We start from the raw sequence: 20,353 nt of genomic DNA, 5'->3' as shown, positions 1-20,353 counted from the left end.
AGCCACGTCGACAACCGGTGCGGCTCCAGCGCCTCACCACCGAAGACCACCGTCTGCAACTTCAGCTGCTCACCCAATTCGGGCGCCAACGCATCGGCGCTCTGCAACGCGTAGAACGCCGACGGGGTCTGGCTCAGGACGCTGACCTGCTCGCGAACCAGCAACGCATGCAGGTCTTCAGCCGAACGCACCACCGCATCCGGCACCACCACCAGGCGTCCGCCGTAGAGCAGTGACCCGAAAACCTCCCATACCGAGAAGTCAAACGCCAGCGAGTGACATTGAGTCCACACTTGGCCCAACCCGAGTTGAGCATCCAGTGTCTCCAGCAACAACGTCACGTTGTGGTGCGGGATGGCGACGCCTTTGGGCGTGCCCGTGGTGCCCGAGGTGTAGATGATGTACGCGATGTTTTCCGGAGCCGGCGCCGGCAGGGCCGTCGTGGGCTGGGTGCGCACGGCGGGGTCGTCGATGTCGACGATCAGCCCGTCGAACCCGTCCAGCCGCGAGCGCACCTCGGCGGTGGTCACCGCCGCAACCGGTGCGGCATCGCCGAGCACGAACTGCAGCCGGGCCTCCGGCACGCCCGGGTCGATCGGCACGTAGGCCGCCCCGGTCTTGAGGACGGCGAAGATCGCCATCACCGCTTCGGCGGACCGTGGGATCACCACTGCCACTCGCTGCCCCGGGCCGGCGCCCTGCTCCGTGAGCAGGTTCGCCAACCGGTTCGCCGACTCTTCGACCTCGCCGTAGGTCCACGACCGCTCGCCGCAGGTGATCGCCACCGCGTCGGCGGCGCGGGCCACCTGCGCGGCGAACATCGCCGGAATCGACGCCTGGCCATGCGGCCGGCGCGCCAGCATCGCCCGGTTACCCCAGGCGTCGAGGCGCTCGTGCTCTGCGGCGTCGAGCAGATCGATCGACGAAAGTCGTTGCGCGGGGTCGGCCGTCATGGCCGCCATCACCTGACGCAACCGCTCGATCAGCCTTTCGACGGCGGATGCCTCGAACACCTCGGTGTCGTACTCGACGCGCAGGCTCAGTTCGTGTCCCGGCGTGGCCACCACGGAGAGCGGGTAATGGTTGAATTCGCGGCTGCTGAATTCGGTGACGGCCAATTCCTGGACGCCCAGCAACGCACCGGCATCGATCGGATAGTTCTCGTACAAGAAGAGCGTGTCGAACAGTTGGTCGTGGCCGGTGACGCGGTGAATCTCGTTGAGCGCCAAGTGTTCATGCTCGAGGGTCTCGGCATGGGCGCGTTGCAGCTGCTCGAGCAGGTCGGCGACGGTGGTCGCGGCAGCGATGTCGGCCCGCACCGGAACGGTGTTGATTAACAAACCGACCATCGCGTCCGCGCCGGGCAGTTCGGTGGGCCGGCCCGAGACCGCGGTGCCGAAGGCCACGTCGTGCTGGCCGGTCAGCCAGGTCAGGAGTTGCGCCCATGCACCCTGCAGCACGGTGCTGACGGTGGTGCGGCTGGAGCGGGCCAATTCGCTCAGGGCGCGGGTGGTGTCCGCCGACACCGTATAGGTGGCAACGGCGCGCCGGCCGATCTTGCCCGGCGGTGCCACCAGCGTGGGCGCCTCAAATCCGTCGAGCGCCTCGGCCCAGGCCGCTTGGGCGCCGGCGCGATCCTGAGCGGCCAGCCACATCAGGTAGCTGCGATACGAGGGTGGTGCGGGCAGCCGCTCGCCGTAGTAGCCGGCGAACACCTCGCGCATCAGGACCGGCAGCGACCAGCCGTCGATGACAATGTGGTGGATGGTGAGCAGGAACCGGTGCCGGTCGGGCGCGGTCCGGATCAACGCGGCCCGGAAGGCGGGCTGGCCGGCCAGGTCGCAGACGGCGGTGCGCTCGGCCGCGGACAGCTGCTCGACCTGCTCGTCGACGTCGCCGCCGGTCAGCTCGACGTAGTTCCAGGCCATCACCGGCTCGGCCGGAATGATCTGCACCGGCTCGCCGAATTCGTCGAGGAACCGGGCCGCCAGGTTGGGGTGGCGGTTGACGACGGTCTGCACCGCGTCGCGAAGCCGTTGCGGGTCAAGGGAACCGCTTACGGTGATGCCGAGCTGCACGGCGTAGAGGTCTTCGAGTTCCTGCGCGAAGCTGCTGTGGAAGAGCAACCCCTGCTGGACGGGGCTGAGCGGCAACACGTCGGCGATCTGGTGCTGCCGGCACAGCTCGTCGATCTGTTGCTGGTCCAGCCGGGCGGGGGCGATGTCGGACGGGGTCAGCCCGCCGCCCCCGGCGCGCACGTGCGCGCAGATTCCGGTGAGGGCCTCAAACCACAACTGGCTCAACCGGTTTACCTGCTCGTCGGTCAGCGCCGACGGCGCCCACCGCCAGTTGGCGTGCAGGTTCGGGCCGGCCTCGGTGTCCATGGTGCCCGCGTTGAGTTCCACGGTGTGCGCCAAGGGCATTGCGACCGCAGTGGCCACGGCGGCCGACGACAAACTGTCCTCACTGACGCGCCAAAGGTCGTCGGACAGATCGGCCCCCGCGGCCAACCGGCCCAGGTAGTTGAACCCGATCACCGGGTCGGGACCGTCGAGGTCGACTTCGGTGTTCAGGTAACGCAACAGGCCATAGGTCAGACCGTCGGGCTGGGCGCGCAGCTGCTCCTTGGCGTCCTTGATCACCGCACCAAGCGCGGCCTCACCCGCGACCACCTTCGACCAGTTCAGCGTGCCGTTGATCTTCAGCGCCGCAGGGTATTTGGTGGTGAACCAGCCGACCGTGCGCGACAGGTCCACGCGGGACGCCACCTCTTCGTGACGGCCGTGGCCTTCGATGTCGATGCCGATCGGGGTGGCTTCACCCAAGAATTCGGTGAACGCCAGCCCGAACGCGATCAGCAGAATGTCTTGCACGCCAGCGTGAAACGCCGCGGGCACCTCCCCCAGCAGCAGCCGGGTGGTGTCGACGTCCAGCGATGCCGTCAACTGCCCGGCGGTCGCGTAGGTGTCCCCGGCCGCAACGGCCGGCAGTGCCGCCGGGGTGGCGGCCACCTGCCGCCACGCGTCGGCCTGCGCGGTCACCGCCGGACTCTGCGCGTAGTCGGCGAGCAGCGAAGACCAACGGGCAAAAGACGTTCCGGGCACCGGCAAGGCCACCGGCTGGGCGTTGTGAAGCTGGGCCCAGGCGATGTTGATGTCTTCGATCAGGGTCCGCCAGGAGACGCCGTCGACAGCAAGGTGGTGAATGACCAACGCCAATTGGCTTGTCGCACTTGCCCAAACCGCGCTCAGCAGCGCCCCGTCGGCCACATTGAGCCGACCGCGGGCCTCGATCAGCGCCGCGTCGGACAACGTGTCGACCACGCGCAGGCAGTCGCCGGCCTGCACCGAGCCCACCTCGGGCGCCTCCAGGGACCAGCCGCCGGCGCCGTCGTCCTGCACCCGCAGCCGCAGCATGGGATGACGATCCAGCAGCGCCTGCAGCACCGCCGCCACGTCGGCTTCGCTCACGCCGGCGGGCGCCGCCAGCACCATGGTCTGGTTGAACTCGTCGATCGGGCCGTCGATGGTCTGCAGCCAGCGCATGATCGGGGTGGCCACCACGGGCCCGATCCCCTCGTCGGCCGCACCGAACTCACCGTCGGCGGCCACCTCGGACACGCGCGCCAGGCGAGCGACCGTCTGCTCCACGAAAATGTCTCGCGGGCGGCAGATTACGCCGGCGTTGCGGGCCCGCGACACCACCTGCATCGATAGGATGCTGTCGCCGCCGAGGTCGAAGAAGGAGTCGTCGACACCGACGCGCTCCACCCCCAGCACCTGGGCGTAGATGTCGGCCAGGATCTGCTCGATCGCGTCGGCCGGGGCCCGATACTCACTCGCGGCGTATTCGGGCGAGGGCAGGGCGCGCTTGTCGAGCTTGCCGTTGCCGGTCAACGGCAGGGTGTCCAGCACCATCACCGCGGTCGGGACCATGTAGGGCGGAAGCTTGTCGGCCAGCGTGGCGCGCAGCGCCGCGGGGTCGGCGGTTCCGGTGATGTAGCCGACGAGCCGCTTGTCGCCGGGGCGGTCCTCGCGGGCGATCACCGCGGCCTGGTCCACTCCGTCGAGTCCGGCCAGCACGGCCTGGATTTCGCCGAGTTCGATGCGGTAGCCGCGGATCTTGACCTGCTCGTCGGCACGGCCCAGGTACTGCAGCTGCCCGTCTGGACCCCAGCACACCAGGTCGCCGGTGCGGTACATCCGCGCGCCGGGGCCGCCAAAGGGGTTGGCCACGAACCGCGATGCGGTCAGGCCGGCCCGGCGCACGTAGCCGTGCCCGACGCCGCGACCCGCCAGGTACAGCTCGCCGACCACACCGGTGGGCACCGGCTGCAGCCACTTGTCGAGCACGAACATCGCCGCGCCGGCGATCGGGGAGCCGATCGGCACCACCGGCGATCCGGGCACCAGCGGCGTGCTGATCGACGCGCACACCGTGGTCTCGGTCGGACCGTAGGCGTCGAGCATCACCCGCCCGGGCGCCGCCCACCGATCGACGACGTCGGTCGGGCAGGCCTCGCCGGCCACCACCAGCACCGTGTCCTCCAGGCCGTCGGCCGGCAGCATCGCCACCGCCGACGGGGTCTGGGTCAGCACACTGACTTTCTCCGCGACCAGCAGGTCGTGCAGATCCGCCGGCGAGGACGCCACCGATTCGGGCACGACCAGCAGCCGCCTACCGCGCAGCAGGGCGCCGAAGATCTCCCACACCGAGAAGTCGAAGGCCGAGGAGTGGCATTGCGTCCACACGTTCCCCTTGGGCAAGCCGGCGTCGAGCGACTCCATCAGCCACACGACGTTGTATTGAGGAATCGCAACGCCTTTGGGGGTTCCGGTGGTTCCGGAGGTGTAGATGATGTACGCGGTGTTCTCGGGCGCCGGCAGCGGCAGTGCGGTGTTGGGCTGGGTGTCGATGGCGGGGTCGTGCACGTCGACGACCAGGACGTCGTGGTTGTCCAGCCGCGAGCGCAGCTCCGCCGTGGTGATCACCGCACTGGGTGCGGCGTCTTCGAGCACGAAGTCCATCCGCGACGACGCGTGCGCCGGATCGATCGGTACGTACGCCGCCCCGGTCTTGAGCACCGCCATCATCGAAACGATGGCGTCGGCGCACCTGGGGAACAGCACCGCCACGCAGTCCCCCGGGCCGACCCCGCGGTCGGCGAGCAGATGGCCCAACCGGTTGGACGCCTGGTCGAGTTCCGCGTATGTCAAGGAGCGGCCGTCGAATGTCACCGCGCCCGCCTCGGGCGTGCTCTGCACATGCTCGGCGAAAGCCTGGGGAATCGACACGGGCGCGGGCACCGGCTCGTGCAGTGTCGGCCGGTTGGTCCACTCGTCCAGCAGGGCCGGCTCGTCGGGGGTCAGGAGATCGATCGACGACAGCGGCCGTTCCGGGTCGGCGGTCATCTCTTCCAGGATCTGCTGCAAGCGTCCCGCCAGGTCGGCGACGCCGAAGCTGGCGAACGGCTGGCCCGGGCCCGCGGTGCTGAGGTGCAGCTGGTCACCGGCGCCGAGGAAGAACAGTCCGAAGTGCCCGACAGGGCCGTGGTTGGTGTATGACGCGGTGGCCGGCGAGCCGGCGAGATCCAGGGTCAATCTCATCGGCAGAAAATTGATCCCGACCCGGTTCGGCGCTTGGCGCAGCCCGTCGCCCTCGAGGGTGTGTACCGGGAAGCGCTGGTGGTGCAGGAGTTCACGAATCCGCGTGTCGACGTGCTTGCAAAAATCGGCGACGGTCGATTGGGGCTCCGTCGCCAGCACCAGCGGCACCACGCCGGCGAGCATCGCGGGAAGCGTTTTCGACTCCGGACTCACCCGCCGGCTGACCGGGAAGTCGAGCGCCACCTCCGAGCCGCTACCGGACCACCCGCGCACCAGAAGGGCGCACGCGGCGGTGGTGACCGAAAAGCGGCGGATGGCAAGCTTTTTCGACAGCTCCTTGATGCGGTTGGCAACCGAGGGGTCCAACTGAACGGACGCGGACGGCGAGTAATGATCGCGCTCGCCGGCGGCGTCGGGCAGGCGATCAACCGGTCCGCTCTCCGGCGGCAGGTGCTCGCTCCAGTAGGCCTTGTCTTCGGCGTAGTCCTCGGAGGCTTCGTACCCTGACTCCAGCTCCACCAAGTCCTGCGCCGAACCGAAATAGGCGTCGGGAATCGGCTTTCCGGCCACCATCGCGGAGTAAATGGTCGCGACCCGACGGCAAACAAGGGCCATGCCCAGACCGTCGATGGCGATGTGGTGGCAGCAGCCAAACAAATAGAATTCCTCGTGCCCAGTTTGAAATAGCACGAATTTGAACAGCTGTCCGTTCAACGCCATCGGCGTGCGCTGGATTGACGAAGCCCTTTCGCGGGCTTCCTGCACGGGGTCGGCCGCGCTCCTCAGGTCATCGAACGTCAGCTCGACGAGCGGGTAGTCGACCGGCTTCTGCACCACCTGGCCGTCGACTTCGAAGAACGAGACCCGGCCCGGCTCGGCCTCGGCGACCGCCTGGGTAATCGCCTGCTCGAGCGCATCGTGATGGACGACGCCGTCGATTTTGACCAGGAGACCGAGCTGCCATTGCGTGCCGGCGAATCCGGCTTCTTGGGACAACCAGATATCAAGCTGCCCGCGCGTTAGCGGAAGTGCCCGATCTTCCCTCTCCATCGACTCCCCCAAGTCTCCGCCACCACCCGCCCCGTACCCCGACTGCTTATTGGTCAAAACCCCGACCCGTTGCGAGCTTGTCGCGCAGGCTCTTCGGCCGAATGTCAGGCCAGTGCTGCTCGATGTACTCCAAACACGCAGCTCGGTCGGCTTCCCCGTGGACCACTCGCCAGCCAGCAGGAACATCGGCGAAGGCCGGCCACAAGCTGTGTTGCTCCTCGTCGTTCACCAGGACGAAAAAGCTGCCGTTGTCGTCGTCGAATGGGTTGATGCTCACAATTCTCCAGGATGCATAGTGGACATGAGTGGAACAGGTCCAAACCATAGTTGAGCCCTAGATCGCTCGCCCGTGGTTTGGACAAAGTTCCTGGTGTGACCCAGAAGGCGTTGATGCCATCCAGTAATTGGTGTGCGGCGGGGCCCCGATGCCCCGGAATTCGCTGCAGTGACCTGCATCAATGGCGTTGGCTGCGAAATATCGCTATTGGAGCAGGCACGCCCTTCAGGCCGATGAAGTTTTTGTGCTTGTCGCCAGCCAGCCTAGCCGAAGTCGTAGGGGCCGGGAAAATCACCACGAGGCGAAACCTGGCAGAGTGCTGGCGGTCCTGGCGCGGGATCGCCCACCCGGTGACACCGTGCACCCGCTGTGCTTAGGTGGTGTCGGCTGTGACGAAGCAACGGGCTGATTCGTCACTCAGCAAACGCCGTTTGCGCACGCGATAGGCATTACGATCCCGTATCGCGTTGCCAAAGCACTGATACGGAAGCGACTGGCGTGGTTTACTCAACAAGACCTGGTCGCGCTCCCCGGGGCGGGGCTTGCATGGAGTGTCCGAGGCACATTCGCAGCGCCGCAGTCTGGCGTGTCGCGATGGGTGTGTAGTTGCATGTGCGAACGACGAGGACTACCCGGGCATGGACACGGCTGAAGGGGGTGTAATGGTCGAATCGGATGTCCGGGCGCGGCCCGACAACACCATCGCGGAAGGACGAGACATTAGCCAACGTCGTTTCCTAGGCTTTGGTCGTCGATCTTCAACTGAACCCGTGCAGCAAAGCGGCCCTCAGATGACGCGGACGAAAAAGGGACCTGGTGTGTTCGGCTTCCTGGGCCGACTGTGGATCCCGCTGGTCATCGTGGCCGTCGTCGTCGCCGGAGGTATGACAGTCTCGCGGTTGCACGGCGTCTTCGGCTCCGAGAAGCGGCCGACCTATGCCGAATCCAGGCAACAGGACACCAAACCGTTCAACCCCAAGCACGTGAAGTATGAGGTCTTCGGCCCCGCCGGGTCGATGGCCGACATCAGCTACTTTGACGCCAACGGCGAGCCGAACCACATCAACGGTGTCGAGCTGCCGTGGACGTTCGACATCTCGACGACGCTGCCATCGATCGTGGGAAATGTGGTCGCGCAGGGCAACAGCGATAGTCTCGGCTGCCGCATCGTGGTCGACGGTGTCGTCAAAGCCGAGAGGATCTCGCACGAATTGAATGCATTCACCTACTGCGTGTTGACGGCCACATGACCACCCAGCACCAACTGGAAACCCAGCCAGCCGCGCGACCACGTATCGCGCGGATCATTCATCGTCTGTCGGTTCCCATCATTCTGGGCTGGCTCGCGGTCGCCGTGCTGCTCAGCATCGGGGTCCCTTCGCTGGATAAGGTCGAGGCGGAGAACGCGGTCTCGCTGAGCCCGTTGGGCGCGCCGTCCTTCAAGGCCATGGAGCGCCTCGGCCAGGACTTCCACGAGACCAACTCCGGCGCGTTGGCGATGATCCTGCTGGAGGGCCAGCAGCAACTCGGCGACGACGCGCACAGGTATTACGACCGCTTGGTTCAGCGGCTGGAAGACGACCACGCGCACGTGCAGCACGTCCAGAACTTCTGGGGCGACCCGCTGACCCGCGGCGCCGCACAGAGCCAAGACGGTAAGGCCGCATACGTACAGGTGAACCTGAACGGTAACCAGGGCGCGGCCGCGGGTGACGAATCCGTGGCGGCCGTTCGAAAGCTCGTGCAGGAGGCTTCGCCCCCACCGGGCTTGAAGGTCTACGTGACGGGGCCCGCGCCCATCATCGCGGACATGAACATCGCCGGTCAGCAGAGCATCATGCTGGTCACGCTGGTCAGCCTTGGCGTGATTTTCCTGACGTTGCTGCTCGTCTATCGGTCGATTGTCACGGTCATTCTTTTGTTGCTGATCGTCGGCCTTGAATTGCAGATCGCGCGCGGAATGGTCGCGCTGCTCGGCCATCTCGGGTTGGTCGGCCTTACCACCTTTGCCGTCAACCTGCTGGTCGCCGCAGTTATTGCGACGGGTACCGACTACGGCATTTTCTTCGTCGGCCGATATCAAGAGGCGCGGAATGCGGGCGAAACCCGAGAAGAGGCCTTCTACACCACATTCAATGGCGTCGCCAAGGTCGTTTTGGCCTCCGGTTTGACCATCGCCGGCGCGGTGCTCTGTCTCAGCTTCACCCGGCTGCCCTATTTCCAACCGCTGGGTATTCCCTGCGCCGTCGGTATCTCCGTCGCGGTCCTGGTCGCGATAACGCTGGGCCCGGCCCTTCTGGCCGCCGGAGCCCGGTTCGGCCTGTTCGACCCACGGCGTGCGCTCTCGACCCGTAGGTGGCGACGGATCGGTACCGCCGTCGTGCGGTGGCCAGCACCTATTCTCATCGCCTCGTTGGCCGTCTCGCTGATCGGGCTGTTGACGCTGCCGAATTACAAGCCCAGCTATGACGACCAGAAATTCATTCCGGACCGTATTCCCGCCAACGTGGGGTACGCGGCCGCGGCAAGGCACTTCCCTGGGCAGCGCATGTCGATGCCCGAAATTCTGTTGATCGAGACCGATCACGACTTGCGTAACCCGACGGACATGCTCGTCATCAACAAACTCGCCAAGGGCGTGCTGGCGGTGCCCGGAATCGCGACGGTGCAGACCGTGACCCGCCCTGAAGGTACGCCACTGCAGCACACGACGATTCCCTGGATCATCAGCATGGGTCAGGCCAGCCAGATGCAGAACATGGCTTTCCAAAAAGACCGCATGAACGACATGCTCACGCAGGCCAATGAGCTGGGCAAGATGATCGGCCTCATGCAGCACATGCTGGACCTGATGAAAGAGCTCGTTGCCACGACTCACCACATGGTCAAGACGACGCATGAAATGCAGGACATCACGTCAGATTTGCGAGACAAAATCTCGGATTTCGAGGACTTCTGGCGCCCGCTCCGCAGCTACTTCTACTGGGAAAAGCACTGCTACGACATCCCGATCTGCTTCTCCCTGCGATCCATTTTCGACGCGCTCGACGGCGTTGACGAGGTCACCGACAAATTGGGCGACCTGGTGAAGGACCTGGACCAGCTGGATGCGATTTTGCCCGAGCTGGTCATGCAGATCCCGCCCATGATCGAAACAATGTCGGGGATGCGCACCATGATGCTGACCATGCACAGCACCATGTCGGGTGTGATGGGCCAAATGGATTCGAGCGCAAAGGATCCCAGCGCTATGGGGCAGGCGTTCGATGCCTCCAAGAATGACGATTCCTTCTACCTGCCGCCCGGGATCATCAACGGGTCCGAGTCGTTCAAGCGCATCGAGAAGGTGTTCATGTCGCCGGACGGCAAGGACGTCCGTCTGCTGATCTCCCAGCGGGGCGACCCGTCCACACCCGATGGCCTCAACCGGGTCGAACAGATCAAGACGGCGGCCGAGGAATCGCTCAAGGGCACTCCCCTGGAAAACGCCAAGATCTATTTGACCGGTACCGCGGCAATCACCAAAGATCTGGTCGACGGATCCATGTTCGACCTCTTGATCGCCGGCGTATCCGCGATCTGCCTGATTTTCATCATCATGCTGATCATGACGCGAAGCTTCATTGCCGCAATGGTCATCGTCGGCACGGTCCTGCTTTCGCTCGGCGCGTCCTTCGGGTTGTCCGTGCTGGTCTGGCAGTACTTGCTGCACATGCAACTGCACTGGAGTGTGCTTTCCACCTCCGTGATCGTGCTGTTGGCGGTGGGTTCTGACTACAACTTGCTATTGGTCTCCCGAATGAAGGAGGAGTTGGCTGCCGGGATCCACACGGGCATCATCCGGGCCATGGCCGGTACCGGAAAGGTCGTGACGAACGCCGGCTTGGTGTTCGCCTTCACCATGGCCTCGATGGCGGTCAGCGAGCTGCGCAGCATCGGCCAGGTGGGCACGACGATCGGCATCGGCTTGATATTCGACACGCTGATCGTGCGGGCGTTCATGACGCCGTCCGTCGCCGCATTGCTGGGACGCTGGTTCTGGTGGCCGCAGCTGGTGCGCCCCCGTCCGGCCAGCACGATGCTGCGGCACACCGGCCCCCGTCCGTTGGTGCGTTCACTGCTCCTGAAGCAGCCGCAATAAGTGGCGGCTTTCCACTTCAGGATGGGAACAGCAACCGTGGGGAACACTGTGACACAGGGCAATAGCGTCGTCGAGCTGTCGAGGGGCTTATGACCACGCACGCAGCCCGGCCGTCGCGCTTCGCGCGGTCCATTCGCCACCTTGCCGTGTTCATCATCATCGGGTGGGTGGCGCTGACCTTGCTGGTGACGTTCGGCGTGCCCCGGCTCGAGATTGTGGGCCAACAGCATTCGGTGCCGCTCGCCCCTCAAGACGCACCGGCGGTGCAGGCCATGCAGCGCATGGGCCGGGACTTCAAGGAATCCGATTCGGACAGCTTCGCGATGCTGGTCCTGGAGGGGCAGCAGCCGCTTGGCGACCAGGCTCATGCCTACTACGACAAACTGGTTGCTGAATTAAAAAGCGACACAAAGCATATCGAGCATGTGCAGGATCTGTGGGGCGATCGCCTCACCGCGGCGGGCGCCCAGAGCCCGGACGGCAAGGCCGTCTATGTGCAGTTGAATCTGGCGGGCAACCAAGGCACGACCCTGGGCCAGGAATCCGTGGCCTCGATCCGCGACGTGATCGCGCGGACACCACCGCCCCCCGGGGTCAAGGCCTACGTCACCGGTCCGTCGGCGCTGTTCTCCGACATGCAGCTCGCCGGCGACCGATCCATTCTGAAAATGACGATGATCGGCGCCTTGATCATCTTCGTCGTGCTGCTCCTGGTGTACCGCTCGATCACGACCGTCATTCTGTTGTTGCTCACCGTCGGGATCGAGGTGTTCGCCGCTCGCGGCGTGATCGCCTTTATCGCCAATAACAATTGGATGGCACTCTCCACCTTCGCCGTCAACCTGCTGGTGGCCCTGGCAATGGCCGCCGGCACGGACTACGCGATCTTCTTCTTCGGCCGCTATCAGGAGGCGCGCCAGGCCGGCGAAGACCGGCAGACGGCGTATTTCACCACCTATCGCAGCGTCGCCCCCGTCGTCTTGGGTTCCGGCCTGACGATCGCCGGCGCGATGTTGTGCCTGAGCTTCACCCGCATGCCCATCTTCCAGACCATGGGCATGCCCTGTTCCGTGGGCATGCTCATCTCGGTGGTGATCGCCCTGACGCTGGTTCCGGCGGTGCTGACCGTCGGCAGTGGCTTCGGGTTGTTCGACCCGACGCGCGCGATCGGGTACGGCCGGTGGCGGCGGATCGGCACGGCGATCGTCCGTTGGCCCGCGCCAATCCTGTGCGCGACGATCGCGGTCGCCCTGGTGGGCCTGGTGACCTTGCCCGGCTACCAGACGAGCTACAACAACCGGCTCTACATGCCCGACAACGTTCCCGCCAACGTCGGTTACGCGGCGGCAGACCGCCACTTCAATCAATCGCGCATGATGCCCGAGATTTTGATGATCGAATCCGATCACGACATGCGAAACTCGGCCGATTTTCTGTTGCTGCACCGACTTGCCAAGGCGGTCTTCGCCGTTCACGGGATCTCTCGTGTGCAGGGCATTACGCGACCCGAGGGAACACCGATCCAGCACACGTCGATCCCGTTCCTGCTCAGCATGCAACAGTCGATAATGGGTCAGGACATGAAGTACATGCGGGCGCGCATGGACGACATGCTTGTCCAAGCGGACATGATGGCCAAGCAGATCGAGATCATGAAGCGCATCTACTCGCTGCAGAAGCGCATGACCGACATAACGCACGATTCGATTACGAAGACCAAAGAAATGGCCGCCGTTCTTTGGGAGCTTCGCGACAAGATGTCGGATTTCGAGGATTTCTTCCGGCCGCTGCGTAGCTACTTCTACTGGGAGAAGCACTGCTACGACATCCCGATCTGCTGGTCGTTGCGGAATGTCTTTGAAACGCTCGACGGTGTCGACACGCTCAGCGACAAGATGGTCGGTCTGCTCCAAGACCTCGATCACATGGACCAGCTGATGCCTCAGCTGCTCGAGCAGTATCCGCCGATGATCGCGATGTCCGAGGACATGCGCAACATGATGCTTACCAACCACAGCACCATGTCCGGAATCATCGGCCAGATGGCAAATAACGACAAGGATGCCACCGCTATGGGGCAGGCGTTCGACGATTCGAAAAACGACGACTCGTTCTATTTGCCGCCCGAGATTTTCGACAATGCGGACTTCAAGAAAGCGATGGCCCAGTTCTTGTCGCCGGACGGGAAGGCCGCTCGCTTCATCATTTCGCACCGGGGCGACCCCGCGACGTCTGAAAGCGTCAACCGCATCGACAAGATCCGGCTGGCGGCCGAAGAGGCGCTGAAGAACACCCCGCTGGAAAACGCCAAGATCTACATCGCGGGTACCGCGTCGACGTTCAAGGACTTCCGCGACGGCTCCACTTACGACCTCTTTATCGCCGGTATCGGTGCGCTGTGCCTGATTTTCATCATCATGCTGATCCTGACCCGAAGTTTCATTGCCGCTCTGGTCATCGTCGGCACGGTGACGCTTTCGTTGGGCGCATCGTTCGGGATCTCGGTGTTGATCTGGCAGTACATCTTCGGCATCAAGTTGTACTGGATGGTGCTGCCGATGTCGGTGATCGTCTTGTTGGCGGTCGGTTCTGACTACAACCTGCTGCTGGTATCCCGAATGAAAGAGGAACTGGCCGGCGGCATCAATTCGGGCATCATTCGCGCAATGGGCGGCACCGGGAAGGTCGTGACGAATGCCGGCCTGGTGTTCGCGTTCACCATGGCTTCGATGGTGGTCAGCGACCTGCGGATCATCGGTCAGGTCGGAACCACGATCGGCCTGGGCCTGATGTTCGACACCTTGATCGTGCGCTCGTTCATGACGCCTACCATCGCTGCGCTGCTCGGCCGATGGTTCTGGTGGCCGCAATTGGTGCGGCCGAGGCCGGCCAGTCTGCTGCTTCGCTCCGTGGGGACGCGTCAGTCGGTACGCACCCTGCTGCACCACGACGAGGTCGACATGGACGCCCCCACCGCCGAGATCCCGATCGCCAGGCCGACTGTCTAGGTGGTCCCGGTCGTTTCATTGCTCGAAACTCCCCCACTGCGAACGAATTTCGGCGGCGCCAGCGGAATCTGCGGTGACCATCGAGGAAGGGCTTGCGCCATCCCCCATAGCGCTATCCACCGATACCGTCCGCACGCCATTACGCACCGTGAAATACTCGTACCGTGAGTGCACTTGCGATCGAGGTTGTAGGCCTCACAAAGACATTCGGGCGAAACACGCTCGCGTTGAACGGCATCGACTTCTCGGTTCCGGCCGGGACGGTGTGCGGTGTGCTCGGCCACAACGGAGCCGGCAAGACCACCACGATCAACATTCTTTCCACGCTGATCCGCCCGAGCTCTGGAAACGCCAGCGTCGCCGGGTACGACATCATCCGCCAGCCGTCCGAGGTACGTGCCAGCATCGGGATGGCTGGACAATTCACCGGGATGGACCCCATGCTGACCGGCCGGGAAAACCTGGTCCTGTTCGGCAGGCTGCGCGGATTGAATCGCAAGCGCGCGAAGGTGCGCGCCGACGAGCTGCTCGAACAGTTCGATCTGGTCGCCGCAGCCGACCGGCGGCTGTCGACGTACTCCGGAGGCATGTTCCGGCGCGTCGATCTGGCCAGCGCCCTGGTGGTGCCGCCGCAGGTGCTCTTCCTCGACGAGCCGACCACCGGGCTGGACCCACGCAGCCGTCGCGACGTGTGGGCCCTGGTGAGTTCGCTGACCGTGCAGGGCATCACCGTGCTGCTGACCACGCAGTACCTGGAAGAGGCCGACGTGCTCAGCGATTCGATCGTCGTCATCGATCACGGGCAGGTAATCGCCAGCGGCACCGCAGAAGAGCTCAAGCGGGCGGTGGGTACCAGCTACTGCCAGGTGACCCCTGCCAATCCCGCCGACCTGGCTCAGGTCGCGGCGGCGCTGAACGGACTCGAGGGCGTTGATATCGACAACGACACCAATTCGGTGTCGGTGTTCGCACCCGATGGGGTGGCCACGCTGGTCGAGGTATTCCGGCGGGTCGACGCGCTTGGACTCGAGCTCGCTGATATCTCGCTGCGTAAGCCCTCGCTCGATGAAGCTTTCCTGCATCTGACCGAACGGACCGCCGCCCGGTCATGAGCGCTTTGTCCGCCCTCACCGAACGTTCGCTGATGTCGGCGGCTCGGGACGGCGAGATGATCTTTGAGATCTTCTCTCCGGCAGCCTATTTGGCGGGATTCAGTGTGGCGTTGCATGGTCTGATCGACACCGGGCACATCAGCTATACGCAATACTTTCTTCCGGCCGTGGTTGCCCAATCGATGATCGTCGTTGGGCTGCTCACCGCCGACCGCGCGGCGCGCGACCACCTGTCCGGATTCGGCGAGCGGATGCGGACTCTACCGGTCGCTGCCTCAGCCACGGTGACCGCCCGCACCGCAGCCACGTTGATGCGAGCCGTGCTCTCGCTGGTGGTGGCGATGGTTACCGGCTACGCCTTCGGTTTCCGGATGACCGGTGGACTTGGCCATGCCCTGGCATTCCTGCTCATCTCGTTGCTGCTGTGCCTGGCGGTAACGTTGGGCGCCGATGCTCTGGGGTCGAGTGCAAACAGCGTCCAAGGGGCCAGTCATCTGCTTTTTGTCCCGCAACTGTTGTTATTTCTGTTGTCCACCGGAATCGCCCCGGAGAAGACCTTTCCCGGCTGGCTGCGCCCGTACGTCCGCAACCAGCCGGTGTCACAGTTCGCTGAAACGCTGCGCGGCTTGGCCTTTGGGCATGTGAAGCCCACCAATTTGGCGGCCACCCTGGCTTGGTGTGCTGGCATGGTGCTGATCTTCGGCGCGATCGCGTTGCGGATGCAGAGGCGCGGCTAATGACTCATCGCCTCGAGCCGCAGGGATCTCTGTGGACCCAAAGCTGGGTGCAGGCGGGCCGGCTGTTGCTCCGTTGGCGACGTGATCAAGCCGTCCTGATGGGGTCGCTATTGCTCCCTGTCTTCCTCTTGTTCTGCTACCAGATTGTGTTGGGCGAGCAGGTGCACAAGGTCACGGGAACGGACAGCGTTTACGGCGTGGTCCCTATGTGCGCGGTCATATCCGCGCTCTTCGGCTCCCTTGGCGACTCAGTGGGCATCACCATCGACCGCCAGTCGCACGTAATGAGCCGGATGTGGGTGCTGCCAATACACCGGGCGAGCGCGGTCACCGGATGGATGACCGCCGAGGTCGTGCGGGCCCTCATAGGAACGCTACTGATCACCGCAATCGGGATGACGATGGGGCTGCGCTTCACGGAAGGCTGGACCGCCGCACTACTTTTCATTCTGATCCCGTCCATCGTGGTGACCGGGTTTACGGCTCTCGTGATGGCGCTGGCAACCCGCCAGAACGGCCGTAGCGCGATGACCTTGTTGTTGGGCGTTACGTTCTCGATGGCGTTCGTCAATCCGGGTGCCACTCCGCTCAAGCTGTTCCCGGGTTGGGCTCGTCCGTTGGTCCGCATGCAGCCGATATCGCCACCGCTCGAGACGATGCGGGCGCTAGCCCACGGCGGGCCGATCTCGTGGCACCTGGCGATTACTGGCATATGGGCAATCGTGCTGCTGGCGATATTCATGCCAGTCGCGTTACGCGGCTATCGGAAGGCCGCCGAGTCCGCCGCGTGAGTGGTCTACCCGCGTGCTCGCACTTTGTATACGGCCTTTAGCCGTATGAGACGGGAACGCACCGCCAACTTGCGGTTCTCCTTCTCCTTCAAAAAAGAAAGCAATCGCCCGCAGGTCTCCATCGCCGCCACCCAGAAGTACATGGGCAGCCGTTTTCTGAATTCCTTGTCGGTGCCCGCTCTCATGCTGAGGCCGGTCAGGTCGTTGTACTTCGCGACAACAAGGTCCATGTACCGGATGGCCAGCGCCGGGTTGGAGAAGCAGCGGATGGTGAAGTCCCAGTCGGCCCAGATCGGATGACGCAGGTTGTAGGGACCGATGCCGGCGAACAGCTCGCGCCGTAAAAGATCGACTGATGACAGATGTTGGTCTCGAACACCAGACGGTCCAAGTCGAAGGCACCGGCCTGGCACGCGCCGGTCGAGCGCATGATCACGTCGCCGTACACCAGATCGCTGGGCTTATTGTCGTGGCCGGGCATGATCCCCGCCGGGGCAGCTGGCGGATGCTGGGCCGGTCGGCCGGTAAGCGACACGCCTAGGCCGGCAAGACCGGGACAATGAACAAATGCAGTCAGCCGCTGCAGGGCTATCACTTCCTGCACACCGCTATCGACTCGCACTCGCGGCTGACCTACAGCGAGTTGTTGGTCGATGAACGCTAAGAGACCACGGCAGCGTTTTGGATCTGCGCGAACACATGGTTCACCGAATGCGGGATCACCGTTCAAAAAGCGTCGACTGGCAACGGATCCTGTTACCGATCTCGCAATTGCCGCGAGGCCCTGCCCGGAATCGCACACCGGCGCAACCGCCCCTATCGCCGTCAGACCAACGGCAAAGTTTGTGAAGAGTTATCGACGATGCTCCACCGGGTCGGCCTAACCTCGGACAAAGTGTGTCCCTGGCTGCATTACGCGCAGCAGCCCCACGCTAGCCTATGGACACGGGCTGACAGAACTAAACGTAATGGCCGATACCCTTGACGTCGCGGTACACGAACTCAAAGGCAAGGACGCGTAATGAAGTTTGCCCTGGCGAGTTACGGGACTCGCGGCGACATCGAACCGTCCGCCGCCGTCGGTCTGGAACTGCTGCGCCGAGGGCATGACGTTCGCCTGGCCGTCCCGCCCGAGCTGGTCGGTTTCGTCGAGTCTGCCGGTCTCGCTGCGGTTCCGTACGGGCCGAAAGTGCAGGAATTCTTGGACGAGGAATTCCTGCGCAACATGTGGAAGGACTTCTTTCGCAATCCGATCCGGCAGATTCCCAAAGTCTGGGATCCCCTGATCAGGTACTGGGGCGACGTCGGCACGACGTTGCAGTCGTTGGCGGACGGCGCCGATCTGCTCTCCACCGGCCTGAATTTCGAGCAGGCAGCGGCCAACGTCGCCGAGCATTACGGCATCCCGCTGGCCGCGCTGCATCACTTCCCCATGCGGGCAAATGGCCGCCTCGTGCCGAGCGTGCCGGCGCCGCTGATGCGCTCGGCGATGACGGTGATCGAATGGCTGTTTTGGCAGTCAACGAAGGAAGTCGACAATGCGCAGCGGGGTGCACTCAGCCTGCCGAAGGCAACGCATCGGGCCCAGCGGCGAATCGCCGACCGCCGGTCGCTGGAGATCCAGGCTTACGACCGGATCTTCTTTCCCGGACTGGCAGCCGAATGGGCGCGATGGGGCGACCGTCGCCCCTTTGTCGGTGCACTGACGATGCAGCTGCCGACGGACGCCGACGACGACGTCGCATCCTGGATCGCCTCGGGGACACCGCCGATCTGCTTCGGGTCCGGTAGCATCGCGCTCGAATCCGCGGCCGACACAGTCGGCATGATTGCCGCGGCGTGTGCGCACCTGGGTGAGCGGGCTCTGATTTGCCTCGGCGGCGCCGACTTCAGCGACGTGCCCCACTTCGACCACGTCAAAGTGGCGGGTCCGGTGAATTACGCGACAATCTTTCCCCTTTGCCGTGCCATCGTTCATCACGGCGGTTCGGGCACCACGGCCGCAAGTCTGCGTGCGGGCATCCCCACCCTGGCCCTGTGGAGCTCGGCCGATCAACCGTATTGGGGGGCGCAGATCAAACGCTTGAAAGTCGGCACCGCCCGGCGTTTTTCGGCCACCACACCGGAATCGCTGGTGGCGGATTTGCGCACTATCCTTGCCCCAGACTATGCAATCAGAGTCCGCGAACTCGCCGCCCGAATGAGGAAACCCGCCGAAGCCGTTGCCGACACTGCTGATCTACTCGAAGAAGCGGTGCGACAAAAAATTTGTCACTAACGAGCGCACACTTAGTCAATCGGGAAGAGCAAGCACATTTGCAGGAAGCGGTTACTCGTCACCCGCATCGTATCGATCCCAGCTACGAAAGCGATCAAACAGGTACTGGGATCCCCAAGTTCGGAATGGTCCCGATCGGAAACAAAGCGAACAAGACAAGGCCGACCACAAACAAGACGCGCGTGCGCCGAGTCGGAGGCTGGGCAATCTCAGGCTGAACGCTCGCGTAAAGGACGTAGACCAGGCACACATCGAAAGAGATTGTTACCCACCACCGGGTCCAATCGACCGCGGTTAGGAAGACCGGAAGCATTAGCACCGCTCCAAGCGTCAGCCATAGTAGCCGACCGCGTAGCGCCTCCCAGAATCGCGTGAAGGGCACACCGGAAACGTACCGCATGGTCAAGATGGTCACCGCAAAAACGAAGATGCCAAACACCAGCGAACTGATCAGCGCGCCTGCGCCGACACTGGCGACGAAGCTTGAGGCCTCGTTGGGGGTCTGGTCGAAGCGACTAACGATGTTCCGGCAAACCCAGTCGTGATAGTCCACGTAGACATGTTGGCCTTTCATCATCTGACCCATGGTCAGTTTTCCCGCCGCTGGCCAATCGACCGCTTGGTGCGGCACCAGCCCGCATAGCTGTGCCGAGATTCCCCGCCGCCCAACCAATCCCGTTATTAGCGTGACAAGTAAGCCGGGCGCAATCGCGAGCAGCATGCAAATACGCTGAATCGTCGGTGAACTCTCGGCTGCCAGAGCCAGAACCGCCAAGATCGCACCGAGCGAGAACAGAAGCGGCACCCCTTCGTGGACGAAGGTCAGCAAGGCCATGGTTAAGCCGTAAGCTGCACTCGCGAACACGATTGTCCGGTCTAGCTTGACAGAAGCAAGTACCACCGCGAACACGGCCAACGCTGCCCCGGCAAAAAGGTCGGGGTGTGGGCAAAATACTGCGAACGTGAAGCCGAAGGGCAGGACGGGTATGAGTAGGGCCAGCATGACCCGGCGTTCGGACCGACCGGACTTGGCTCCTACCATCCACGCTACGGCCGTGAGACTGACAATGAAGATTGCCGACACAAGCCAACGCAACGTCAACAAACGGGTGAAATACGACTCGCCGGGAAACAGATGCAGCAGTTCACCAGCAAGTCCACGTCGCACGAAACCCATTGTGTAATCTACTGAGTAGTACGAGAAAAAATACATCGAGGGTTCAAACACGATCGCAAGCGCGATCATGCATGCTAGCCAGACCACCAAGAATGTTGCGAGACTCGCGTAGCCGAATTTAACGCGGTCACTTACCTGTATGAACTGCACATGTCGGATTGTAGCCAGAGTCCGAC

General features: G+C 63.6%; 10 protein-coding genes and 2 pseudogenes. 8 read left to right on the top strand and 4 right to left on the bottom strand.

Translation table 11 applies throughout. From position 1 onward, the window contains the following. Positions 1-6,656: non-ribosomal peptide synthetase (locus A5708_RS05490; protein WP_155765903.1), on the bottom strand; the 6,656-nt coding region annotated here is incomplete at its 3' end. Between the two features lie 46 nt (positions 6,657-6,702). Then, the gene (locus tag A5708_RS05485; protein WP_003877688.1) at positions 6,703-6,933 is read right to left on the bottom strand and encodes an MbtH family protein; all 231 of its coding nucleotides are present in this window, start codon (positions 6,931-6,933) and stop codon (positions 6,703-6,705) included. Between the two features lie 791 nt (positions 6,934-7,724). On the opposite strand from A5708_RS05485, the gene A5708_RS05480 reads away from it, so the two are divergent. The 6 genes from A5708_RS05480 to A5708_RS05455 all read left to right on the top strand — a co-directional run bounded on the left by A5708_RS05480 (position 7,725) and on the right by A5708_RS05455 (position 16,722). Beyond that, complete coding sequence (locus tag A5708_RS05480) at positions 7,725-8,183, top strand: MmpS family protein (RefSeq protein WP_065027651.1); 459 nt, start codon at positions 7,725-7,727, stop codon at positions 8,181-8,183. Further along, entirely contained in the window at positions 8,180-11,074 is a 2,895-nt protein-coding gene (locus A5708_RS05475) for an RND family transporter (RefSeq protein ID WP_065027650.1), read from the top strand. The genes A5708_RS05480 and A5708_RS05475 overlap by 4 nt, the downstream gene beginning before the upstream one ends. An 89-nt stretch (positions 11,075-11,163) precedes the next feature. After that, on the top strand, positions 11,164-14,082 hold the full coding sequence (locus tag A5708_RS05470; RefSeq protein ID WP_065027649.1) for an RND family transporter: 2,919 nt from the start codon (positions 11,164-11,166) through the stop codon (positions 14,080-14,082). Positions 14,083-14,246: 164 nt separating this feature from the next. Continuing rightward, a complete protein-coding gene (locus tag A5708_RS05465; protein ID WP_065027648.1) occupies positions 14,247-15,194 on the top strand; it encodes a daunorubicin/doxorubicin resistance ABC transporter ATP-binding protein DrrA in 948 nt (315 codons plus the stop codon). Beyond that, entirely contained in the window at positions 15,191-15,931 is a 741-nt protein-coding gene (locus A5708_RS05460) for an ABC transporter permease (RefSeq protein WP_065027647.1), read from the top strand. Before A5708_RS05465 ends, A5708_RS05460 begins: the two co-directional genes overlap by 4 nt. Further along, positions 15,931-16,722 carry an ABC transporter permease gene (locus A5708_RS05455; protein WP_081292827.1) on the top strand — a complete coding sequence of 264 codons (792 nt, stop codon included), beginning with the start codon at positions 15,931-15,933 and terminating at the stop codon, positions 16,720-16,722. Before A5708_RS05460 ends, A5708_RS05455 begins: the two co-directional genes overlap by 1 nt. Positions 16,723-16,727: 5 nt before the next feature. On the opposite strand, the pseudogene A5708_RS25965 reads toward A5708_RS05455, so the two are convergent. Next, a pseudogene (locus A5708_RS25965) lies at positions 16,728-17,191 on the bottom strand (glycosyltransferase); the annotation flags it as partial. Between the two features lie 6 nt (positions 17,192-17,197). On the opposite strand from A5708_RS25965, the pseudogene A5708_RS27385 reads away from it, so the two are divergent. Together A5708_RS27385 and A5708_RS05445 are read left to right on the top strand one after the other, a co-directional pair. Then, a pseudogene (locus A5708_RS27385) lies at positions 17,198-17,566 on the top strand (IS481 family transposase); the annotation flags it as partial. A gap of 177 nt (positions 17,567-17,743) precedes the next feature. After that, a complete protein-coding gene (locus A5708_RS05445; protein WP_065027645.1) occupies positions 17,744-19,000 on the top strand; it encodes a glycosyltransferase in 1,257 nt (418 codons plus the stop codon). A 94-nt stretch (positions 19,001-19,094) separates the two neighbouring features. Here A5708_RS05445 and A5708_RS05440 read toward each other — a convergent pair whose 3' ends face one another. After that, positions 19,095-20,327, bottom strand: a complete 1,233-nt coding sequence (locus tag A5708_RS05440; RefSeq protein WP_065027644.1) for a hypothetical protein — start codon at positions 20,325-20,327, stop codon at positions 19,095-19,097. Positions 20,328-20,353 lie beyond the last annotated feature (26 nt).

Source organism: Mycobacterium colombiense, from assembly GCF_001672755.1.
Lineage (GTDB): Bacteria > Actinomycetota > Actinomycetes > Mycobacteriales > Mycobacteriaceae > Mycobacterium > Mycobacterium colombiense_C.
The sequence above is the reverse complement of the archived record's forward strand: the minus strand, read 5'-3'. Positions and strand labels throughout refer to the sequence as shown.

Coding starts and splice junctions, on each gene's coding strand:
- A5708_RS05480 (WP_065027651.1), top strand. CDS start 7,725: ATGACGCGGACGAAAAAGGGACCTGGTGTGTTCGGCTTCCTGGGCCGA.
- A5708_RS05475 (WP_065027650.1), top strand. CDS start 8,180: ATGACCACCCAGCACCAACTGGAAACCCAGCCAGCCGCGCGACCACGT.
- A5708_RS05470 (WP_065027649.1), top strand. CDS start 11,164: ATGACCACGCACGCAGCCCGGCCGTCGCGCTTCGCGCGGTCCATTCGC.
- A5708_RS05460 (WP_065027647.1), top strand. CDS start 15,191: ATGAGCGCTTTGTCCGCCCTCACCGAACGTTCGCTGATGTCGGCGGCT.
- A5708_RS05455 (WP_081292827.1), top strand. CDS start 15,931: ATGACTCATCGCCTCGAGCCGCAGGGATCTCTGTGGACCCAAAGCTGG.
- A5708_RS05445 (WP_065027645.1), top strand. CDS start 17,744: ATGAAGTTTGCCCTGGCGAGTTACGGGACTCGCGGCGACATCGAACCG.